Source organism: Bisbaumannia pacifica (assembly GCF_007989625.1).
Taxonomy (GTDB): Bacteria; Pseudomonadota; Gammaproteobacteria; order Pseudomonadales; family Halomonadaceae; genus Bisbaumannia; species Bisbaumannia pacifica.
In genome coordinates this window covers 1-21,220 of the sequence record NZ_BJUK01000015.1, presented here as the reverse complement: position 1 = coordinate 21,220, position 21,220 = coordinate 1, and the positions used below count along the sequence as shown (strand labels likewise).

Annotated in this window: 21 protein-coding genes and 1 tRNA gene; 16 read left to right on the top strand and 6 right to left on the bottom strand. The window is 69.5% G+C overall.

Annotated elements, in window-relative coordinates; all coding sequences use genetic code 11:
- Positions 1–45 precede the first annotated feature (45 nt).
- Complete coding sequence (gene betI / locus HPA02_RS08240; protein ID WP_186809956.1) at positions 46–645, bottom strand: transcriptional regulator BetI; 600 nt, start codon at positions 643–645, stop codon at positions 46–48.
- A 179-nt stretch (positions 646–824) separates the two neighbouring features.
- Here betI and HPA02_RS08235 point away from each other — a divergent pair.
- Positions 825–901: transfer RNA gene (locus HPA02_RS08235), tRNA-Met, on the top strand.
- An 89-nt stretch (positions 902–990) separates the two neighbouring features.
- Here HPA02_RS08235 and HPA02_RS08230 read toward each other — a convergent pair.
- Complete coding sequence (locus HPA02_RS08230; RefSeq protein ID WP_146802700.1) at positions 991–1,467, bottom strand: DUF721 domain-containing protein; 477 nt, start codon at positions 1,465–1,467, stop codon at positions 991–993.
- A gap of 63 nt (positions 1,468–1,530) precedes the next feature.
- Here HPA02_RS08230 and HPA02_RS08225 point away from each other — a divergent pair, with 63 nt between their 5' ends.
- The 4 genes from HPA02_RS08225 to HPA02_RS08210 all read left to right on the top strand — a co-directional run bounded on the left by HPA02_RS08225 (position 1,531) and on the right by HPA02_RS08210 (position 6,915).
- Positions 1,531–1,866: a hypothetical protein gene (locus HPA02_RS08225; protein ID WP_146802699.1), complete on the top strand. Its 336-nt coding sequence runs from the start codon at positions 1,531–1,533 to the stop codon at positions 1,864–1,866.
- Between the two features lie 63 nt (positions 1,867–1,929).
- Positions 1,930–4,668, top strand: a complete 2,739-nt coding sequence (secA, locus tag HPA02_RS08220) for a preprotein translocase subunit SecA (protein ID WP_146802698.1) — start codon at positions 1,930–1,932, stop codon at positions 4,666–4,668.
- A 33-nt stretch (positions 4,669–4,701) separates the two neighbouring features.
- Positions 4,702–5,931, top strand: coding sequence for a bifunctional glutamate N-acetyltransferase/amino-acid acetyltransferase ArgJ (gene argJ / locus HPA02_RS08215; protein ID WP_146802697.1), 1,230 nt, complete (start codon positions 4,702–4,704; stop codon positions 5,929–5,931).
- A 36-nt stretch (positions 5,932–5,967) separates the two neighbouring features.
- A complete protein-coding gene (locus HPA02_RS08210; protein WP_146802749.1) occupies positions 5,968–6,915 on the top strand; it encodes a Nudix family hydrolase in 948 nt (315 codons plus the stop codon).
- A gap of 255 nt (positions 6,916–7,170) precedes the next feature.
- Here HPA02_RS08210 and HPA02_RS08205 read toward each other — a convergent pair whose 3' ends face one another.
- On the bottom strand, positions 7,171–8,070 hold the full coding sequence (locus tag HPA02_RS08205) for a carbon-nitrogen hydrolase (RefSeq protein WP_146802696.1): 900 nt from the start codon (positions 8,068–8,070) through the stop codon (positions 7,171–7,173).
- Between the two features lie 24 nt (positions 8,071–8,094).
- On the bottom strand, positions 8,095–9,129 hold the full coding sequence (locus tag HPA02_RS08200) for an agmatine deiminase family protein (protein ID WP_146802695.1): 1,035 nt from the start codon (positions 9,127–9,129) through the stop codon (positions 8,095–8,097).
- 252 nt (positions 9,130–9,381) lie between these two features.
- Here HPA02_RS08200 and HPA02_RS08195 point away from each other — a divergent pair, with 252 nt between their 5' ends.
- Together HPA02_RS08195 and HPA02_RS08190 are read left to right on the top strand one after the other, a co-directional pair.
- Entirely contained in the window at positions 9,382–10,623 is a 1,242-nt protein-coding gene (locus HPA02_RS08195; RefSeq protein WP_146802694.1) for a lipoprotein-releasing ABC transporter permease subunit, read from the top strand.
- Positions 10,624–10,636: 13 nt separating this feature from the next.
- Positions 10,637–11,347 (top strand): ABC transporter ATP-binding protein, encoded by a 711-nt coding sequence (locus tag HPA02_RS08190; RefSeq protein WP_232341109.1) that lies wholly within the window; start codon positions 10,637–10,639, stop codon positions 11,345–11,347.
- Positions 11,348–11,400: 53 nt separating this feature from the next.
- On the opposite strand, the gene HPA02_RS08185 is transcribed toward HPA02_RS08190, so the two are convergent.
- Positions 11,401–11,943, bottom strand: coding sequence for a DUF2062 domain-containing protein (locus HPA02_RS08185; RefSeq protein ID WP_146802693.1), 543 nt, complete (start codon positions 11,941–11,943; stop codon positions 11,401–11,403).
- 95 nt (positions 11,944–12,038) lie between these two features.
- Here HPA02_RS08185 and HPA02_RS08180 point away from each other — a divergent pair, with 95 nt between their 5' ends.
- The 9 genes from HPA02_RS08180 to murB all read left to right on the top strand — a co-directional run bounded on the left by HPA02_RS08180 (position 12,039) and on the right by murB (position 20,781).
- On the top strand, positions 12,039–14,333 hold the full coding sequence (locus tag HPA02_RS08180) for a DNA internalization-related competence protein ComEC/Rec2 (protein WP_146802692.1): 2,295 nt from the start codon (positions 12,039–12,041) through the stop codon (positions 14,331–14,333).
- Between the two features lie 28 nt (positions 14,334–14,361).
- Positions 14,362–15,018: a MotA/TolQ/ExbB proton channel family protein gene (locus tag HPA02_RS08175; protein WP_186809955.1), complete on the top strand. Its 657-nt coding sequence runs from the start codon at positions 14,362–14,364 to the stop codon at positions 15,016–15,018.
- Entirely contained in the window at positions 15,015–15,428 is a 414-nt protein-coding gene (locus HPA02_RS08170) for an ExbD/TolR family protein (RefSeq protein ID WP_146802691.1), read from the top strand. The genes HPA02_RS08175 and HPA02_RS08170 overlap by 4 nt, the downstream gene beginning before the upstream one ends.
- 10 nt (positions 15,429–15,438) lie before the next feature.
- Entirely contained in the window at positions 15,439–17,184 is a 1,746-nt protein-coding gene (gene msbA / locus HPA02_RS08165; RefSeq protein WP_244945892.1) for a lipid A export permease/ATP-binding protein MsbA, read from the top strand.
- 82 nt (positions 17,185–17,266) lie between these two features.
- Positions 17,267–18,289 (top strand): tetraacyldisaccharide 4'-kinase, encoded by a 1,023-nt coding sequence (gene lpxK, locus HPA02_RS08160; protein WP_146802689.1) that lies wholly within the window; start codon positions 17,267–17,269, stop codon positions 18,287–18,289.
- Positions 18,290–18,291: 2 nt separating this feature from the next.
- A complete protein-coding gene (locus HPA02_RS08155) occupies positions 18,292–18,495 on the top strand; it encodes a Trm112 family protein (RefSeq protein ID WP_146802688.1) in 204 nt (67 codons plus the stop codon).
- Positions 18,492–19,274, top strand: a complete 783-nt coding sequence (gene kdsB / locus HPA02_RS08150; RefSeq protein WP_146802687.1) for a 3-deoxy-manno-octulosonate cytidylyltransferase — start codon at positions 18,492–18,494, stop codon at positions 19,272–19,274. The genes HPA02_RS08155 and kdsB overlap by 4 nt, the downstream gene beginning before the upstream one ends.
- Entirely contained in the window at positions 19,274–19,750 is a 477-nt protein-coding gene (locus HPA02_RS18430; RefSeq protein WP_232341115.1) for a low molecular weight protein-tyrosine-phosphatase, read from the top strand. Before kdsB ends, HPA02_RS18430 begins: the two co-directional genes overlap by 1 nt.
- On the top strand, positions 19,747–20,781 hold the full coding sequence (gene murB / locus HPA02_RS08140) for a UDP-N-acetylmuramate dehydrogenase (protein WP_244945891.1): 1,035 nt from the start codon (positions 19,747–19,749) through the stop codon (positions 20,779–20,781). Before HPA02_RS18430 ends, murB begins: the two co-directional genes overlap by 4 nt.
- Positions 20,782–20,919: 138 nt before the next feature.
- Here the strand turns inward: murB and HPA02_RS08135 are convergent.
- The coding region (locus HPA02_RS08135) for a hypothetical protein (RefSeq protein WP_222593981.1) at positions 20,920–21,220 on the bottom strand (301 nt) is incomplete at its 5' end.

Genomic DNA, 21,220 nt, shown 5'->3' with positions numbered 1-21,220 from the left:
CCTCCTGAGAACGGGTAGTGCGAATGTTCGTGATGCCTCGCGGCGTCAGGCGAGGGCGGGCTCGCGGGCCAGCTGTTGATCAAGGTAGTCGTAGGCCAGGCGGCGGGCCTGCGCCACGTCCAGCCCCTCCGGTGCCAGGGCGCCGCGCAGCCAGAGGCCGTCGATCATGGCGGCCAGGCCCTGGGCGGCGCGGCGCGCCTCGTCCCGCGGCAGGCAGCGGCGGAACTGGTGGCAGAGGTTGGAGTAGAGGCGCCGGTCGTTGACCGACTGCAGGCGCTGCAGCGCCGGCTGGTGCATGCTGCTGGCCCAAAACGCCAGCCAGGTCTTGGCCACCGGGCCGCTGACCTGGCTGCGATCGAAGTTGCCGTCGATGATCGCCTCGAGGTGGGCCCGAGGCTCCGCCTGGCCCAAGGCGGCGCGGCGGGTCGCCACGGCCTCGCCCAGGTCATGGAGGATCTGGCGCATGGTGGCCTCGAGCAGGCCATCCTTGCCGCCGAAGTAGTGGCTGATGATGCCGGCGGAGACGCCGGCGCGGCGGGCGATGCGGATCACCGTGGCGTCGGCCAGCCCCGCCTCGTCGATGGCCTCCATGGTGGCCTGGATCAACTGGCGGCGACGAATGGGTTCCATTCCGACCTTGGGCATCGGGCATCTCCTCGTGCGGGGACGGCGGACCGTCCGGGTGTTCGATGGCGATACATCCAGTATGGGATATTTTTATTGAACGTTCAATCAATAAAAACGACGCACAGGGGGCTTGCCAGCGACGGTCGGGCTGGGCATAATTCGCCCCCGTTGCCGACGCCAGGCGTCGCGACCCCCGTGGCTACGTAGCTCAGCTGGTTAGAGCACATCACTCATAATGATGGGGTCCCCTGTTCGAATCAGGGCGTAGCCACCAGCGAATTCTTTCGATGCCCAGTCGGCTTACCGGCTGGGCATCGTTGCGTTTGGGGGCTAAGTGCTGACTTCAGTATGGCATGGCTTGGATCAGTCGCCGTCGTCGTCGGGCGTCTTGGCACCATGGGAGGCCAGGCGTTCCAGGGCGCCGCGCAATCGGGGATCGTCGATCTCGCGGGCGCAGTTGGCCAGCTCGGCGGCGGCCCCGGCGGGCAGGTGGCGCTCCTGACGGGGCAGCGGCTTGGGGGGGCGAACCGGGCGCACCTTGAGGTCGAGGCGCTGCAGGGCGGCGAATTCCGGCAGGCCGCGCAACAGGGTCAGCAGTCGCGGTTGCTCGTAGCGCAGCCGGGTCAGCCAGGCGGCGCGGTCGGTGATCAGGGTGAGTCGGCCGTCCCGGTAGCCGCCCACATAGAGGTGCTCGCGCAGCTCTTCCGGCAACGCCTCGCGCAGGGTGGTCTGGGCCCGCTCCAGCAGCGAGGCCATGCGCATCAGGCCACCCAGCTCACCGCGACCGCCCAGCAGGCGGGTGACGGGCTGGGCGCGGAAACGCTTAACCTTTATACTCATGGGCTTTCTCGCGGCGGCCGTTGCGTGTCGCCAATCTAGCATGTCCGGGAGCCTGTCGACAGCATGACCCAGCCCTGTGCCTCTCCCTCTTTCGGCGCCTCGCGCCGGCGTTCGCGCTGGTGGCTGGCCGGCCTGCTGGTGGGCTGCCTGCTGCCGGTGGGACTGGTGGCCGCCGACGGCGGTCGCCTGATGGTGAGGGTGGTGCAGGTCTGCTGGCTGGCGCCGGCGGCGATTCGTGCCGAGAGCCGCCGCCAGGCCCGGCGGGCACGTTGGCAGCCGCCGCGGCGTCCCGGCCTGGCACGGCGTGTCCGGCCGCGCCCGTCGTCTCCCCCGCGGCGCTGGATCGCCGCCCTCGATGTCCTCTCCCGTCGCGGCCCGCCGGCCGGCGTCCTCCCCTGAAGGACACGGCGCCCCGGCGCCACTCATGATTCTCTGCCGCGGCAGACACAGGACATCATCGCAATGCTCAATACCCTGCTTCGTAAGGTGGTCGGCTCCAAGAACGACCGCGTCGTCAAGCGCCTGCAAAAGGATGTGGCGCAGATCAATGCCTTGGAGGCGCGCTTCGAGTCGCTCTCCGACGAGGAACTCCAGGCCCAGACCCCGGCCCTACGCGAGCGCCTGGAGGGCGGCGAGAGCCTCGAGGCCCTGCTGCCGGAAGCCTTCGCCACGGTGCGCGAGGCCGGCAAACGCATCATGGGCATGCGCCACTTCGACGTGCAGATGATCGGCGGCATGGTGCTGCACCAGGGGCGCATCGCCGAGATGAAGACCGGCGAGGGCAAGACCCTGGTGGCGACGCTGGCGGTCTACCTCAATGCCCTGCCCGGCGAGGGCGTGCATGTGGTCACCGTCAACGACTACCTGGCGCGCCGCGATGCCGACTGGATGCGCCCCCTCTACGAATTCCTCGGCCTCTCGGTGGGCACCGTCTATGCCGGCCAGACCCAGGAGGAGAAGCGCGCCGCCTACGCCTGCGATATCACCTACGGCACCAACAACGAATTCGGTTTCGACTACCTGCGCGACAACATGGCCTTTTCCCAGGAGGAGAAGGTCCAGCGTGGCCTGCATTACGCCATCGTCGACGAGGTGGACTCCATCCTGATCGACGAGGCGCGCACGCCGCTGATCATCTCCGGGCCGGTGGACGAAAACACCGACCTCTACAAGGTGGTGGATCGCCTCTCGACCCAACTGGTCAAGGGCGAGGTATCGGAGGACCCGGAGGCGCCGGTGGACGGCGACTTCACCCTCGACGAGAAGCAGAAGCAGGTTGAGCTGACCGAGGCCGGCCACAACAAGGTGGAGGAGCTGATGCGGGCCGAGGGCCTGCTCGGCGAGGACGACTCCCTCTACGCCGCCCAGAACCTCAACCTGCTGCAGCATATGCATTCGGCGCTGCGCGCCCGCCACCTCTACCACCGCGACGTGGACTATATCGTCAAGGATGGCCAGGTGGTGATCGTCGACGAGCATACCGGTCGCACCATGCCCGGGCGGCGCTGGTCCGAGGGGCTGCACCAGGCGGTGGAGGCCAAGGAAGGGGTGACCATCCAGCGCGAGAGCCAGACGCTGGCTTCCACCACCTTCCAGAACTACTTCCGTCTCTACGACAAGCTGGCCGGCATGACCGGTACCGCCGATACCGAGGCCTTCGAGTTCCGCCAGATCTACGGCCTGGACGTGGTGGTGATCCCCACCAACAAGCCGCTGACCCGTCGCGACCTCAATGACTTGGTCTACCTCTCCACCGAGGAGAAGTTTGCGGCGATCATCGAGGACGTCAAGGCCGAGACCGAGGCGGGGCGCCCGGTGCTCGTGGGTACCGCCTCCATCGAGGCCTCCGAGTACCTGGCGCGGCTGATGAAGCAGGCCGGCCTCGACTTCAACGTGCTCAACGCCAAGCAGCACCAGAGCGAGGCGGAGATCATCGCCCAGGCGGGGCGGCCCGGCGCCATCACCATCGCCACCAACATGGCCGGCCGCGGCACCGACATCATGCTGGGCGGCAACTGGGAGGCCGAGGCGGCCAAGCTGGAGAACCCCAGCGAGGCCCAGGTCGAGGCCCTCAAGGCCGAGTGGCAGCAGCGCCACGAGGCGGTACTGGCCGCCGGCGGCCTGCACGTGGTCGGTTCCGAGCGCCACGAGTCGCGGCGCATCGACAACCAGCTGCGCGGCCGGGCCGGCCGTCAGGGCGACCCGGGATCGACCCGCTTCTTCCTCTCCCTGGAGGACAACCTGATGCGCCTGTTCGGCTCCGAGCGGGTGCAGCGGCTGATGCAGGCCCTGGGCCTGGAGAAGGGCGAGGCGATCGAGCACAAGATGGTCTCCAATGCCGTGGAGCGGGCCCAGAAGAAGGTCGAGGGGCGCAACTTCGATATCCGCAAGCAGCTGCTCGAGTATGACGACGTGGCCAACGACCAGCGTCGGGTGATCTACGAGCAGCGCGACGAGATCCTCGCCGCCGAGGATGTCTCGGCGAATGTCACCGGCATTCGCGCCGAGATGCTCGACGAGGCGATCAGCTCATTCGTGCCGCCCCAGAGCCTGCCCGAGCAGTGGGACCTGGCCGGCCTCCAGGAACACCTCAAGAGTGAGTTCAACCTGGACGCGCCGGTGGTGCAGTGGGCCGAGGAGGATCAGCGCTTCCACGAGGAGCAGCTGCGCGAGCGCCTGCAGGAGATGCACCGCCAGGCCTACGAGGCCAAGGTGGAGACCGTCGGCGAGGCGCTGATGCGTCGCTTCGAGAAGCAGATCATGCTGCAGGTGCTCGATACCCGCTGGAAGGAGCACCTGCAATCCATGGATCACCTGCGCCGGGGCATCCACCTGCGTGGCTATGCCCAGAAGAACCCCAAGCAGGAGTACAAGCGCGAGTCCTTCGAGCTGTTCCAGAACCTCTTGACCAATATCAAGAGCGACGTGACCCGCATCCTCAGCCATGTGCAGGTGCGCCGTCAGGAGGAGGTCGACGAGCTGGAGCGCCAGCGCCGCGAGGCCCTGGAGCGCGAGAAGGCCGCCGCCGCCAGCCGCCATGACGAGCCGAGTGCCGCGGTGAGCGAGGACGACGCGGCCGCCGCGGCGCCCGGCGTCGATGGGCGTCCGGTGCGTCGCGAGGGGCCCAAGGTGGGGCGCAACGACCCCTGCCCCTGTGGCTCCGGCAAGAAGTTCAAGCAGTGCTGCGGCAAGCTCAGCTGAGCGCCGCTAACCCGACGAGAGGAGAGAGCAACGATGGCAGTGGGTGAAGCGGTCTTTCCGGCCATGCCGGTGATCGAGGGGCTGCGCCTGGGCAGCGCCATGGCCGGCATCAAGAAGCCGAACCGCCGCGACCTGGTGGTGATCGAGATTCCCGAGGGCGCCACCGTGGCCGGCACCTTTACCCGCAACGCCTTCTGTGCGGCGCCGGTGCAGGTGGCCAAGCGCCACCTGGCGGCCTGCCATCGGGCCGGTGGGGCGCCGCGCTATCTGCTGGTCAACACCGGCAATGCCAATGCCGGCACCGGTGCCCAGGGGCTGGCGGATGCCGAGGCGAGCTGCGCCGAGCTGGCACGTCTGGCCGGGGTCGACGCCGAGGCGGTACTGCCCTTCTCCACCGGGGTGATCGGTGAGCCGCTGCCCATGGAGCGCCTGCTCGGCGCCCTGCCGGCGGCGCTCGAGAGCCTCGACCCGGCGGCCTGGGAGGCCGCCGCCGAGGGCATCCTGACCACCGATACCCGCCCCAAGGGCGCGACCCGGTGCGTGGAGATCAATGGCGAGACGGTGACCATTGCCGGGATCAGCAAGGGCTCCGGCATGATCCAGCCCAATATGGCGACCATGCTGGGCTTCGTGGCCACCGACGCGGCCATCGCCACGCCGCTGCTGCAGGAGCTGCTGCGGGAGACCGTGGCCGACTCCTTCAACTGCATCACCGTGGACAGCGACACCTCCACCAATGACGCCTGCATGCTGGTCGCCACCGGTCGCGGTGCGACCCTCGAGGCCGGTGATACGGCGGCGCTGGCGGCCTTCCGCGAGGCGCTGCTGGCGGTACTGGTCGAGCTGGCCCAGGCGATCATCCGCGACGGCGAGGGCGCCACCAAGTTCGTCACCCTGCGGGTGGAGGAGGCCGCCAGCCGCCAGGAGGCCCTGGACGTGGCCTTTACCGTGGCCCATTCGCCGCTGGTCAAGACCGCGCTCTATGCCTCGGACGCCAACTGGGGGCGCATCCTCGCCGCCGCGGGCCGGGCGCCGGTGGCCGACTTCGACGTCGACAAGGTGATCATCGACCTGGGCGAGGTGCGTCTGGTGGAGCAGGGCGGGCGTGCCGCCGGCTACACCGAGGCGGCCGGCAGCGCGGTGATGGCCGAAGCAGAGATCACGATTCGCATTCGCCTGGGGCGTGGCGAGGAGGCGGCCACGGTGTGGACCTCCGACCTGTCCCACGACTATGTCACGATCAACGCCGACTATCGTTCCTGAGTCGGCGTCCAGCATGATGGAAAGGTAATGAACGCAATGGTCAAGAGAAGGGTTCATGTGGCGGCCGCCGCCATCGTCAGCCGCGATAGCCGGCAGGTGCTGATCGCCCGGCGCCCCTCCACCGTGGATCAGGGCGGGCTCTGGGAGTTTCCCGGCGGCAAGCTGGCACCCTACGAGACCGGTTTCGAGGCCCTCAAGCGCGAGCTACACGAGGAGCTGGGGGTGGAGATTCGTCGCGCCCAGCCGCTGATCCGCGTGCACCACGAATACCCGGACAAGCATATCCTGCTGGACGTGTGGCAGGTCCATGACTTCGCCGGCGAGCCCTTCGGCCGCGAGGGTCAGGCGGTGCGCTGGGTGCCCATGGAAGAGCTCTACAACTACCCCTTCCCGGCGGCCAACCTGCCGATCCTGCGGGCGGTGATGTTGCCCACCGAGTACCTGATCAGCGACGAGGAGGCCGATGACGAGGTCTTCCTGGAGAAGCTGGCGCGGGCACTCACCGAGGACGGGGTACGCCTGGTGCAGCTGCGTGCCAAGTCGCTGGATCGCGAGGCCTACCTGGCCCGCGCCGAGAAGGCCCTGGCGCTGTGCCGCGAGCACGGCGCCCAGCTGCTGCTCAATGGCGAGCCGGAGCTGCTGGAGGCCGTCGATGCCGACGGCATCCACCTGACCAGCGAGCGGCTGATGCAGCTGGAGCGGCGCCCCATCGCCGAGGGCAAGTGGCTCTCCGCTTCCACCCACGACAAGGCGCAGTTGGAGCAGGCCGCGCGCATCGGCTGCGATTTCGTGACCCTGTCGCCGCTGCGCACCACGCCGTCCCACCCGGAGGTGGCGCCGCTGGGCTGGCACGACTTCCAGCAACTGGTCGAGACCGCCGGGATGCCGGTCTTCGCGCTCGGTGGCATGACCCGATACGATGCCGACCATGCCCGCGCCGTGGGCGCCCAGGGGATCGCCTCGATCCGCGATTTCTGGAAGTGACCCCAGCCTAGAGCTGTAAGCTTTAAGCGTTAAGATACCCCCACCAGCTTATGCTAGTGGGGGTATCTTGTTTTCCGGCCTCCCCCTCAAGCCGCCACCGTGGTTTCTGTGGGAGCTCGGATTCTTCCGAGCGATTGGTGCCGCCAGGCGTCAGGGCGACTGCGTCACCCAATCGTCCGGAATCCGGACTCCCACAGTGGCAAGCCGGAGATCAGCTATGTCGTGGCTTCACGCTGAACTACGAAGAACCTCACTCTAGTCCCGGTATCTACGCGTCAGCTCGCCATAGGCGTCGATGCGGCGGTCGCGAAGGTACGGCCAGATCCGCCGGGTCTCCTCGCCACGGGCCATATCGACCTCCACCAGCAGGGTCTGGGCCTGCTCGCCGGCGTGGGCCAGCAGCTCGCCCTGGGGGCCGCAGATAAAGCTGCCGCCCCAGAAGTCGATGCCCGGGCCGACCCCGGAGTGGTCGGGCTCGTGGCCGACCCGGTTGGCGACCACCACCGGCAGGCCGTTGGCTACGCCATGGGCGCGCTGGATCAGCGTCCAGGCCTCCTTCTGGCGCCCCTTCTCGGCGGCGTCGTCCGGCGGATGCCAGCCGATGGCGGTGGGGTAGAGCAGCAGCTCGGCGCCGGCCAGGGCCATCAGTCGCGCCGCCTCCGGGTACCATTGATCCCAGCACACCAGCACCCCGAGGCGCCCCAGGGAGGTCTCGATGGGGGCGAAGCCCTGGCCGGGGCCGTCGGCATCGCCAGGAGTGAAGTAGAACTTCTCGTAGAAGGCCGGATCGTCGGGGATATGCATCTTGCGGTAGTGACCCACCGCCCCCTGGGCGCGGTCATAGACCACCGCGGTGTTGTGGTAGAGGCCGGCGGCGCGGCGCTCGAACAGCGAGCCCACCAGGACGATATCCAGCTCCGCGGCGAGCGCCGCCAGACGGCTGCCGGTGGGGCCGTCCAGGGGCTCGGCCAGGTCGAAGAGGTCGGGATCCTCGTACTGACAGAAGTAGTGGGTGGCGTGGAGTTCCTGGAGCAGCACCAACTGGGCGCCCTGGGCGGCCAGCTCGCGCACCCGGGCTTCGCTCTCGGCCAGGCTCTTCGCCTTGTCGGGCCAGGCGGCCTGTTGTACCAGGCCCACCTTCAGGGTCTTGGTCATCGTCTCTCTCCGTCGTTCGGGCCGTCAGGCCATGCTGCCCCGGGGCAGCTGCATGGTCAGGCAGTGCAGGCTGCCATGTTGGCGAATCACCACCGAACAGTCGATGGGCAGGATATCCCGATCCGGGAAGGCCTCGGCCAGGGCCGCCAGGGCCCGGCTGTCCGCCGCGTCGCCATAGGTGGGCACCAGCACGGCGCCGTTGATGATCAGGAAGTTGGCGTAGGTGGCCGGCAGGCGGTGGCCGTCCTCCGGGTCGAAGCAGGGCGTCGGCCAGGGCAGCGGAATCAGCCGGTAGGCCTGGCCGTCGGCGCGCCTCAGGGCCTCCAGCTCCGCCTCCATGGCCGAGAGCGCCGCATGGTGGGGGTCGTTCGGGTCGTCGCAGCGCACATAGGCGATGGTCCCGGGGGCGCAGAAGCGCGCCAGGGTATCGATATGGCTGTCGGTGTCGTCCCCCTCCAAGTGGCCGTGGCGCAGCCACAGCACCCGTGTGACGCCGAAGTCTTCGGCCAGGTGTGCCTCGATAGCGGCGCGATCCAGGCCGGCGTTGCGGTTGGGGTTGAGCAGGCAGGCCTCGGTGGTCAGCAGGGTGCCCTCGCCGTCGCTCTCGATGCCGCCACCCTCGAGGATCAGCGCCCGGGAGGTCAGGGGCGCGGCGAAGACGCCCGCCTCGGCCAGGCGCCGGCTCAGGGTGTTGTCGAGGCCGGCCTCGAACTTGCCGCCCCAGCCGGTGAAGACGTAGTCGAGCAGCTCCACCCGGCCGTCGTGTTCGATGCCGATGGGGCCATGGTCCCGGGCCCAGGTGTCGTCGGCGACGGCGACGACCAGGGTCAGCCGCTCGGCGGCCACGCCGCGGTGGGCGAAGCGCTCGGCCAGGCGCGCCCGGTCGGCCTCGCTGGGCACGGCGATCAGCACCCGCTGGTAGCGGGCGATGGCCACCACCATGGCCTCCAGGGTGGCCTCGATCAGGCTCAACTGGGGGGCCCAGTCGCTGGTCGGGCTCGGCCAGGTGAGCTGGATGGCGTCCTGGGGATGCCACTCGGGGAACAAGCGCTTGGCCATGGGGTCTTCTCTTCCTGTGTCGCCGGGGCGGGAAAGGGCGCAATTTAGGGTGGCGTCGCCCGCGATGCAAGCCCAGAATAGCGGCCCTGTAGGGCGATTTCCGTGAGTCTAGGCCAGCCGTTGGGGCCCGGGACTGCCCCCAGCGCCTCTTGGCGATGACACCGGCAATGGCCACGGATAACCCTGGCTCTGCCGTGCAGGCCGTAACGAAAAACCGTACCATGGGCGCCCGCTGACAAGGAATCGATTGCGATGCTCGACCGTCTGCCTTTCCTGCTGGGATTGCGTTATGTCCGCGCCAAACGGCGCAACCACTTTATCTCCTTTATCTCCATGACTTCGATGCTGGGCCTCACCCTGGGGGTGGCGGTGCTGATCCTGGTGCTGTCGGTGATGAACGGCTTCGACCAGGAGCTGCGCACCCGCATCCTGGGCATGGTGCCCCATACCAAGATCGAGGCCCGCGGCGGCCTGGTGGAGTGGCAGGCCCTGGCCGAACGCCTCACCCAGCGCGAGCGGGTGATCGGCGCCGCCCCTTATGTGGAACAGCAGGGCATGTTCTCGGTGGGCGGACGCAACCAGGGGGCTATGGTCAACGGTGTCCATCCCGAGTGGGAGGGGCGCGTTTCCATTATCGACGAGCATATGCGCGAGGGCAGCCTGGATGAGCTCCAGCCCGGCGAGTGGAACATCGTGCTCGGCTCGCTCTTGGCGCGCCAGCTGGGCGTCGGGGTGGGCGACCGGGTGACCCTGCTGGTGCCCGAGGCCTCGATCACCCCGGCGGGGGTCTTCCCACGCCTCAAGCGCTTCACGGTGAGCGGTATCTTCAGCGTCGGGGCCGACCTGGACGCCAGCCTGGCCTACGCCAATATCGAGGACATGCAGACCCTGGCGCGCCTGGGCGAGGCCGTAGAGGGGCTGCGCCTGGAGCTCGACGACCTCTTCGTGGCCGGCGACGAGACCCGGGCCATCATCGATGAGCTGGGCGGCGGCTATCGTGGCCTCGACTGGACCTACTCCCACGGCAACCTTTTCCAGGCGATCCAGATGGAGAAGCGCATGATCGGCCTGTTGCTGACGGTGATCATCGCCGTGGCCGCCTTCAATATCGTCTCGACCCTGGTGATGGTGGTCACCGACAAGCACGCCGATATCGCCATCCTGCGCACCATCGGTGCCACGCCGGCCTCCATCATGGGCATCTTTATCGTCCAGGGGCTGGCCATCGGCCTGATCGGCATCCTTATCGGGGTGGTGGCCGGGGTGCTGCTGGCCCTGGGCATCGCCGATATCATCGGCTGGTTCGAGGCGCTGTTCGGCATCCAGTTCCTCGACGCCGGGGTCTATTTCATCAGCTATCTGCCGTCGCGGCTGATCTGGAGCGATGTCATCAATATCGTCGCCGCGGCCCTGGTGCTGACCTTCCTGTCGACCCTCTATCCCGCCTGGAAGGCCTCCCGTGTCCAGCCCGCTGAGGTGCTGCGCTATGAATAGCCAAGGAGCCACTATGCAAGACGTCGTTCAGGGAGCGCGCGGCGAGGCGCCGGTGATGCTGAGTTGCGAGGGCCTGACCAAGACCTATCGGGAGGGGCCCCAGGACTTGACCGTGCTGCACGAGCTGGACCTCGGCGTGCGCGCCGGCGAGCGGGTCGCGGTGGTGGGCAGCTCCGGCTCCGGCAAGACCACCCTGCTCAACCTGCTGGGTGGTCTCGACCGTCCCAGTGGCGGCAGCGTCAAGGTGGCGGGGCAGTGCCTGGCCGAACTCGGCGAGGCGGCCCTGGGGCGCTTTCGCAATCGCCATATCGGCTTCGTCTACCAGTTTCACCATCTGCTGGCGGAGCTGACCGCCCTGGAGAACGCCGCCCTGCCGCTGATCATCCGTGGTCAGAAGCGCCATGAGGCGGTGGCGAGGGCGGCGGGGATCCTCGAGCGGGTGGGCATGGCGGCGCGCGGCGACCACAAGCCCGGCGAGCTCTCCGGCGGCGAGCGTCAGCGGGTGGCCATCGCCCGAGCGCTGATCACCGACCCCAGCCTGGTGCTGATGGACGAGCCCACCGGCAACCTGGATCAGCACACCGCCGCCAGCATCCTGGCATTGATGGACGAACTGGCCTCGAGCGCCGCCTGCGCCTTCGTGGTGGTGACCCACGACCCGGCCCTGGCCGCCCATCAGGACCGGGTGCTGCGCCTCAACGAGGGGCGGCTGCAGCCGGAGTAGCCGGCCGGTTCGCGATCTGCATGGATGACGGCGCCTTCGGGCGCCGTCGTCGTTCAGGCGCTGGGTTCGTCGCCGCGGCGACGGCGTCGGTGATGGCGCCGCCGCTTCCAGCTGCGCACCACGTGCCAGCGCCACAGCAGCCTGACGCCCAGGTTGGCGACCAGGCCCACCGCCACCGCCGCCACCAGGGAGCCCAGGGCCAGGGTCGGCAGGATCTCCAGCAGCTGTTCCGCCACCCAGCGTGTGGAGAGTTGGTCCGGGACCTCCCGGGCCGGGGTGTCGAGCAGCCAGGCACCGAGGCGATAGTTGCCATAGAAGATCAGCGGCATGGTCAGGGGGTTGGTGATCCACACCAGGCCCACCGACAGCGGCAGGTTGCAGCGCAGCAGCCAGGCGCCGAAGGCGGCCACCACCATCTGGAAGGGGATCGGCAGCAGGGCGCTGAACAGGCCGACCATAAAGGCATTGGCCACGCCACGCCGCGACAGCACCCACAGGGAGGGGCTGCCGATCCAATGGCTCATGAAGCGCAACGAGCGGTTGCGCTTGAGCGTCTCCGGATGGGGCATGTAGCGCTGTAACAGGCGGCGCGGCATCGAAGTCTCGCAGTGGGCTGACGGCGATCCGGCTATTATCCATACAAGCATCATGGGTCGCCATCGCCGTGCCGGGTGGCGGCGGGAGCAAGGGAATGCGTATCGGATGGGCCTGGCCCCTGGCGCTGGCCGCCATCGCCGGCACCCTGTTGGGGTACCTGGCGCCGCCGGGGCTGATCGAGGCCGGGGTGCTGCTGGCGCTGGGGCTGCGCCGCCATCGCGGGGCGCTGCTACTGCTGCTGGTGGTCGCCGTGACCGCCGGCCAGCTGCTCTGGCGCCAGCAGGCCGAGCTAGCCGAGGGGTTGTCTCGCCAGACCCTGGTCGTCGAGGGGCGCCTGACCGAGGTGCGTCACCAGGGGGCACTGGCGCGCCTGCGCCTGGATGTGGCGGCCTGCGTTCCCCTGGAGGCCGGCCGACTGCCCTGCGATACCCTGCGCCAGCTTCGCCTAAGCCATTATGCCCCTCCCGACCAGATGGCGGCGGGGGAGTCCTGGCGCCTGGCGGTGCGGCTACGGCCGCCCGCAGGGCTCAGCAACCCCTCCGGCTTCGATTATCGCGCCTGGTTATGGCGGGAGGGCATCGATGCCACCGGCTATGTGCGTGCCGAGCCGGTACCCGAGCGCCTGGCGCCGGCCGCGCCCTCGCCGCGGGACCTGGCCCTGGCCCATCTCGCGTCGCGGGAGCTGCCTGACGGCGCCCGGCGCTGGTTGGCGGCCCTGACCCTGGGTGCCAGCGAGGCGCTGACCCCGGCCGACTGGGAGCGCCTCAATGCCACCGGGACCACCCACCTGGTGGTCATCTCGGGGCTGCATGTGGGGCTGGTGGCCGGTTTTGCGCTGCTGCTGGGGCGAGGCGTCGCGCGCCTGGTGACGCCCCGGGCCTGGCGGCTGGCGCTCTGGCCCTGGTGGCTGGCGGCGTTGGCCACCGGCGCCTATGCCGGCCTGGCGGGGTTGGCGCCGCCGGCGCTGCGCGCCCTGGTGATGGCCCTGATCGGCCTCTGGGTGGCCAGCGGGCGCCATGCCCCGGGGCCCTGGCAGGGGTGGTGGCTGGCGCTGGCCGTGGTGCTGCTGCTCGACCCCCTGTCGCTGTGGCGTCCCGGGCTGTGGCTCTCCTTCCTGGCGGTGGCGCTGTTGATCCTGATCTGGCAGGGGCGGCCGCGTCCCTGGGGCGTGCGCGGCTGGCTATGGGCCCTGGTGCGTACCCAGTGGCTGCTGGCGCCGTGGATGGCCGCGGCGGTATTGCTGGCCTTCGATCGGCTGGCCACGGCGGCGCCCCTGGTCAATCTGCTCGCGGTGCCCCTGGTCAGCCTGGCGCTGGTGCCCCTGGGACTGCTGGGTTGGTTGCTGGCCTGGGCGCCACCGCTGTCGGGGGCCTGCTGGTGGCTGTTCGCCGAGCTGGTGGTCGCCCTCGAGGCGCTGCTGGAAGCGAGCCTGCGCTGGTTGCCGCCCTGGTATCCCGAGCCCTGGGAGCGCCTCCCGCTGGCCCTCGGGCTGGGGCTGCTGGCCCTGACCTGGGCGCTTCCCGGCCTGGCCTGGGGCTGGCGGACCCTGGTCAGCGCCTGGCTGATGACGCTGCCGCTGTGGCTGATGCCGCCCGCGCCGGCGCCCGGCGAGGCGACGCTGCGGGTGTGGGACGTGGGCCAGGGCCAGTCGGTGGAGATCGCCACCGCCAACCACCGCCTCCTCTATGATGCCGGCCCCCGCTTCACCAGCGGCTATACGCCTCTGGCCGGGCTCTGGCCGCCGGGGCGGCGCTTCGATCGAGTGATCATCAGCCATGCCGACCTGGATCATGCCGGCGGGGTGCCGGCGCTGGCCGAGCATCGGGTGGGGGATTGGCTGGCGCCCCGGGGCGAGGCGATCGGCGTGCCCTTCGCGCCCTGTCAGGCGGGCCAGGCCTGGCGCTGGGACGGCGTCGACTTTCGCCTGCTCTGGCCGCCGCCCGGGCCACGGCCGGCGTACCGCGGCAACGATAGCTCCTGCGTGCTGCTGGTCAGCGCGGGCGAACGGCGGGTGTTGATCACCGGCGACGTGGGCCGCGAAGTGGAGCGGCGTATCCTGCGCCAGGTGCCGACGCCCCTGGACGTGCTGGTGGCGGGCCACCACGGCAGTCGCGGCAGCTCCGGGCCGCAGTTCGTGGAGCGGCTGCGACCGCGTCAAGTGATCTATAGCGCCGGGCGCGACAACCCCTTCGGGCATCCCGACGACGAGGTGGTGCGGCGCTTCGCCCGCCAGGGTAGCTGCCAGTGGAGTACCGCCCTGGATGGCGCCCTGACCCTGCGGCTGGGGCCGGAGACGCGGATCGCGCCCCAGCGTCGGATCCCCTGGGCCGGTGTCGGTGGGCGTTGCCATGGGGTAGAATCGCCGCCATGGATCGGCCTCGGCCGGTGACGCTTGGCACGGACGGGAGATGCCCTCGATGGAACTGCTCGATGCCCTGATCGCGGGGGGCTGGTTGATGATTCCGCTGCTCGGCTGCTCCCTGGTGGCCATGGTGATCATCATCGAACGCCTCTGGACCCTGCGCGCCGGGCGCATCGCGCCCCTGGGCCTGGGGCAGGAGGTCTGTACCCTGATCGATCAGGGCCAGGTCAATCTCTACTGGTTGGAAGGGCACTCGCCCCTGGGCGGCATCCTGGCGGCGGGGCTGCGCAATGCGCGCCTCGGCCACGAGCAGGTCCGCGCCCGCCTTCAGGAGGCGGCCACCGCGGTGATCCACGACATGGAGCGCTTCCTCAGTCCCCTGGGCACCATCGCCGCCATCACTCCCTTGATCGGCCTGCTGGGCACCGTGGTGGGGATGATCGAGGTCTTCTCGGTGATCGTCACCGCCGACGGGGTGGAGCGCACCGCCGACCTGGCCGGGGGCATCTCCCGGGCCCTGGTGACCACCGCCGCCGGCCTGACGGTGGCGATCCCGGCACTGATGTTCCATCGCTACTTCCAGCGCCGGGTGGAGGACATCACGGTGCGCATGGAGGAGCAGGCGGGGCTGCTGGTGGAGTACCTGGCCCATCATCAGGGCGAGGTCCGCCTCGATGATCGTCGCGGTGGGGCGGCGGAGGCCCGGGCATGAAGTTTCCCCGGCGGCGGCGCGATGCGGTGGAGGTCAACCTGACCCCGCTGATCGACGTGGTCTTCCTGCTGTTGATCTTCTTTATGGTCTCCACCACCTTCGAGACCCGCCAGGCCCTGGAGCTGATCCTGCCCCAGAGCCGTGAGGCCGCGCCCCTGGAGGCGTCGCCGGTGACCCTGGTGATCACCGCCGAGGGCGAGTATCGCCTGGCCGGGGAGCCCCTGGCGGCCACGGGCCTGAGGGCCGCCCTGGACGAGCGGGCCGAGGCGGCCCGGGAACACGGGCTGGTTCTCGAGGCCGATGGCCGCGCCGCCCACGCCGCCGTGGTCACCGCCCTGGACCTGGCCGGCCGCCTGGGCATTCAACGCATTCGTATCGCCACCCGCGAGGGTGACGCCACCACGCCGTAACGGAGTCACCGTGACACAGCAATCGGGCTGGAATCTCTACAAGCGTCTGCTGGGCTATGTCAGGCCCCACTGGAAGTCCTTCCTCCTGGCGGTGCTGGGCTATGTGATCTACGCCGCTTCCAGTACCGCTCTGGCGGAGATGATGAAGCAGTTGATCGACGGCATTCAGACTCCCGATGCCGCCTTTCGCCTCTTCCTGCCGCTGTTCGTGGTGGGCATGTTCGCCGCCCGCGGGGTAGGGACCTTCCTCGGCACCTACTTCATGAGCCAGGTGGCCCGCAACGTGGTCCACGCGCTGCGCTGCAATGTGTTCGATCATATGCTGCGCCTGCCCGGGCGCTTCTTCGATGCCCACTCCAGCGGTCACCTGATCTCCCGGGTCACCTACCATGTGGAACAGGTCACCGGGGCGGCCAGCAACGCCATCACCATCCTGCTGCGCGAGGGCCTCTTCGTCCTCGGCCTGCTCGGTTACCTGCTATGGACCAACTGGCTGCTGACCCTGGTGTTCCTCGGCGTGACGCCGCTGATCGCCGGGGTGGTGAGCTATGCCAGCAAACGCTTCCGGCGCCTCTCCGGGCGTATCCAGCACTCCATGGGCGACGTCACCCATGTGGCCTCCGAGGCCCTCGCCGGCTACCGGGTGGTGCGCACCCATGGCGCCGAGGAGTACGAGCGGCGCCGTTTCGCCGCCGCCAGCGACGATAACCGCCAGCAGAGCATGAAGGAGGCGCTGACCAAGGCGGTCAGCACCCCGGTGATCCAGCTGCTGGTGGCCCTGGCCCTGGCCGGCCTGGTGTGGCTAGCCATGGCGCCGGCGCTGATGGAGGAGATGACCGCCGGCGAGTTCGTGGCCTTTATCACCGCCGCCTCGCTGATGGCCAAGCCGGTGCGCCAGCTCACCGAGATCAACAGCGAGATCCAGAAGGGCATCGCCGCCTCCGCCGAGCTCTTCGGCCTGCTCGAGGAGATGCCGGAGCCCGACGAGGGGACCCATGAGGTGCCCCGGCTGCAGGGACGCCTGACCTTCGAGGGGGTACGCTTCGCCTATGGCGAGGACCTGCCCGAGGTGCTCAAGGGCATCGACCTCGAGGTCGCGCCCGGCGAGATGATCGCCGTCGTCGGCCGCTCCGGCAGCGGCAAGACCACCCTGGTCAACCTGCTGCCGCGCTTCTACGCGCCGACCGCCGGCCGCATTCGGCTCGATGGCACGCCCCTCGACGACTACCGTCTGCAGCCGCTGCGCCGCCAGATCGCCCTGGTCTCGCAGCAGGTGACCCTGTTCAACGCCAGCATCACCGAGAACATCGCCTATGGCGACGAGCGCCCGGACCCGGCGGCGGTGGAGGCGGCGGCCCGCGCCGCCTATGCCCACGAATTTATCGAGCGCCTGCCCGAGGGCTATTCCACCGTGGTGGGCGACAACGGCGTGATGCTCTCCGGCGGCCAGCGCCAGCGCCTGGCCATCGCCCGGGCCATCTACAAGGATGCTCCCATCCTGATCCTCGACGAGGCCACCTCGGCCCTGGACAGCGAGTCGGAGCGCTATATCCAGCGTGCCCTGGAGACCCTCTGCCAGGGGCGCACCACCTTCGTGATCGCCCACCGCCTATCCACCATCGAGCGCGCCGATCGCATCCTGGTGATGGAGCAGGGCGAGATCATCGAGGCGGGACGCCACGCCGAGCTGCTGGCCCGGGACGGCGCTTACGCGGCCCTGCACCGCCTGCAATTCCAGGAGGCGCCCCCGGCATGAGTCTCGAACTCGATGATCCTTGGCAAGCGGCGCGGCGATGCGGCCCTCTTACCCGGCCTGCCATGCCAGGAGGTCGCCCGGCATGAGTGATGGTCTTGGCGAGCGCTGGCTGGCGGCGGCCTATCGCGGCGCGCCTTGGCTGGCGCCGCTGCGTCCCCTGGAGGCGCTCTACCGCTGGGTGGTAAGGCGCCGGGCGGCGGCCTATGCCGAGGGCAAGAAGCCGGTCTGGCGGGCGCCGGTGCCGGTGATCGTGGTGGGTAACCTGACCCTCGGCGGCACCGGCAAGTCGCCCCTGGTGGCCTGGCTGGCCGAACACCTCCAGGCCCGGGGCCATGCGCCGGGCATCCTCTCCCGGGGGTATGGGGGAAGTAGCGACGACTACCCGCTGAGGGTCAGCGCCGAGACCCCGGTGGCGGCCTGCGGCGACGAGCCGGCGATGCTGGCGGCCCAGGCCGGGGTGCCCCTGGTGGTGGATCCGGATCGCCCCCGGGGCGCCCGATGCCTGCTGGAAGCGGGCTGCGATATCCTGATTAGCGACGATGGCCTCCAGCACCTGGCCCTGGGGCGCGACCTGGAGCTGGTGGTGGTGGATGGCGCCCGGGGCTTCGGCAATGGTCGCTGCCTGCCCGCCGGGCCCCTGCGGGAGCCCCTGGCGCGGTTGGCCAGCGTGGATGCGGTGTTGATCAACGGCGAGCCGGCCTTCTCGCCCCCGGAGGGAGCCCATCGGATGACCCTCGAGCCCAGCGCCTGGCGCCGGGTCGCCGACGGCGAGGCCCGCCCGCTGAGTCCGCCGCCCTTCACCGGGCCGGTGCATGGGGTGGCGGGGATCGGCAACCCGGGGCGCTTCTTCGCTGCCCTGGCACGCCTGGGCCTGGCGGTGACGCCGCACCCCTACGCCGATCACCACCGCTTCGTGGCCGCCGATCTCGATTTCGGCGATGATCGCCCGGTGGTGATGACCGCCAAGGATGCGGTCAAGTGCCGCGATTTCGCCTCCCCGGCCTGCTGGGCCCTGGAGGTGGAAGCGCGGCCCGAGACGACTTTCATCGAGTGGCTCGACGGGCGGCTCGATACCCTGAACCCAGTCCCGACACGGGAGAGATAACGATGGACAAGGAATTGCTGGCCATGCTGGTCTGCCCGCTCTGCCAGGGCAAGCTCAAGTACGACCGCGAGGCCGCCGAGCTCAGGTGCCACTATGATGGCCTGGCCTTCCCGATTCGCGACGGCATTCCGGTGATGCTGGAGGAGGAAGCCCGGGTCATGGACGTGGACGAGAAGCTCGGCAAGGGGCCGGGGGCGACGCCATGAGCCAGGGGGTGATCGCGGTAATTCCGGCGCGCTACGCCTCCTCGCGGCTGCCCGGCAAGCCGCTGTTGGAGATCGCCGGCGAGCCCATGGTGGTGCGGGTCTGGCGCCAGGCCCGGGCCAGCGGCGCCGACCGGGTGGTGGTGGCCACCGACGACGCGCGCATTCGTGACGCGGTCGAGGCGGCCGGCGGCGAGGCGCTGATGACCCGCGCCGATCACCCCTCCGGCACCGATCGCCTGGCCGAGGTGGCCGATGCGCTGGGCCTGGGCGATGAGGCGATCCTGGTCAACGTCCAGGGCGACGAACCGCTGTTGCCGCCGGCGTTGATCGATCAGGTGGCCCAGCGCCTGGCGGATGATGATACGGCGGCCATGGCCACCCTGGCGGAGCCGATCCATGACGTGGAGACGCTCTTCAACCCCAATGTGGTCAAGGTGGTGCGGGACCTGAGCGGTGCCGCCCTCTATTTTTCCCGGGCGCCCCTGCCCTGGGATAGGGAGGCTTGGGATCGCGAGTCCCGCCCGGAGCGGCTGAGCAGCGACGCCTGGCTGCGCCATATCGGCCTCTATGCCTACCGTGCCCGCTTCCTGCGCGACTACCGCGACTGGCGGCCCACCCCCCTGGAGCAACTGGAACAGCTGGAACAGCTGCGTGCCCTCCAGCATGGCCGGCGTATCCTGGTGGCCCTGAGCCGGGAGCCCCATCCCGCCGGTGTCGATACCGCCGAGGACCTGGCGCGGGTACGGGCCCTGGTGGCAGGGCAGGGGGGGCAGGCGTGATGCGGGTGCTCTTCGTCTGTCTGGGTAATATCTGCCGCTCGCCCACCGCCGAGGGTGTCTTCCGCCAGCGGCTAGGGGCCGCGGGGCTCGCCGAGCGAGTCGACGTGGACTCCTGCGGCACTGCCGGTTGGCATATCGGCAAGGCACCGGATCCGCGTACCCGCGCCGCCGCGGCGACCCGTGGCTACGACCTCGCGGCGCTGCGCGCCCGTCAGCTGCATGACGACGATTTCCACGCCTTCGATTACCTGCTGGCCATGGATCACGCCAACCTGGCGGAACTGGAAGCACGCCGTCCCGCCGACTGCCGGGCCCACCTGGGGCTCTTCCTCGACTTCGCCGGGAGCCCCGGCCAGGCGGTACCCGACCCCTACTATGGCGGCGCCGAGGGCTTCGATCGTGTCCTCGACCTGGTGGAAGCCGCCGCCGATGGCCTGGTGGCGGAGCTCGAACGTCGCCTGGAGGCGCGTCCGTGAGCGAGGCCTCATATCCCGAGTTGCGCGGTGAGCATCCCCTCGACGGCCTGAATACCCTGGGACTGAGCGCCCGGGCGGCGCATTTCATGCGCCTGACCCGGGAGGCCGATCTGGCGCCGGCCCTGGCCCTGGCGGCGCAGCGGGGCTGGCCGGTGAGCCTGCTGGGCGGTGGCAGCAACCTGATCCTCGCCCCGTACCAGGACGGACTGGTGCTGCAGCCCGGCTTCAGTGACTGCGAGCTGACCCCGAGGGCCGACGGCAGCGTCGAGGTGCGGGTGGCGGCGGGGCATGACTGGCACGCCCTGGTGATGGCCATGGCCGTTCGCGGCCTCTGGGGCCTGGAGAACCTGGCGCTGATCCCGGGGCAGTGCGGCGCCGCGCCGATCCAGAATATCGGCGCCTACGGGGTCGAGTTGGCCGAGGTGCTGGAGGCGGTGGAGCTGCGTCACCTGGACGATGGTCGCGCCGAGACCCTGAGCGTCGAAGAGTGCGCCTTCGGCTATCGCGATAGCCTCTTCAAGGGCGAACTGGCCGGTCGGGTGATGATTACCCACCTGCGCTTGCGGCTCTCGACGCGTTCCCGGCCCCGGCTCGACTACGGCGACCTGGGGCAACGGGTCGGCAAGGCGCCCACCCCTAGGGACGTGGCCGAGGCAGTCTGCGCCATTCGCCGCGAGAAGCTGCCCGACCCCGGCGAGCTGGCCAATGCCGGGAGTTTCTTCAAGAACCCGCTGGTATCCGCGGCCCAGGCCGAGGCGTTGATCGATGACCATCCGGCGATGCCGCACTTCGCCCAGCCCGATGGGCGGGTCAAGCTGGCCGCCGGCTGGTTGATCGATCAGTGCGGCCTCAAGGGCTGGCGAGAGGGGCCCTTCGGCGTTCACGAGCGCCAGGCCCTGGTGCTGGTCCACCATGGCGGCGGCGATGCCCGGGGCCTGCTGGCCTTCGCCGAGCGGGTCGCCGAGCGGGTGCGGAGTCGCTTCGGAGTGGAGCTGGAGCGGGAGCCGCGGCTAATGGGGCGCTTCGACTGATCCCTGGTATTTTCGCGCCCTAACGACCGTGCCCTAACGACAAAGGCCCGTGGCAATCGCCACGGGCCTTTGTCGTTAGGCCTTGGTCAGGCCTTGGGTAAGAAGCCAAGAGGCCCCGCACGAGGCGGGGCCTGTGCCTTACTGGCCGTCTTCGGTCTGCTCCCGACGACGTTGCTCGCGGGGATCGTTATGCGCCCGACGGCGGCGGCGACGAGTTGGTGTGGCCTCGGCCTTGGCCGCTTGCTTGGCTTCGTCCTTAGCTTCGGCTTTGGCCTCGGGCTTGGCTTCGGCTTTGGCTTCTGGCTTGGCCTCTTGCTTCACCTCGGGCTTGGCTTCGGCTTTGGCCTCGGGCTTAGCTTCTGGCTTGGCCTCTTGCTTCACCTCGGGCTTGGTCTCGGCTTTTGCCTCGGGCTTGGCGTCCTGGGCCTTGGCTTCCGGC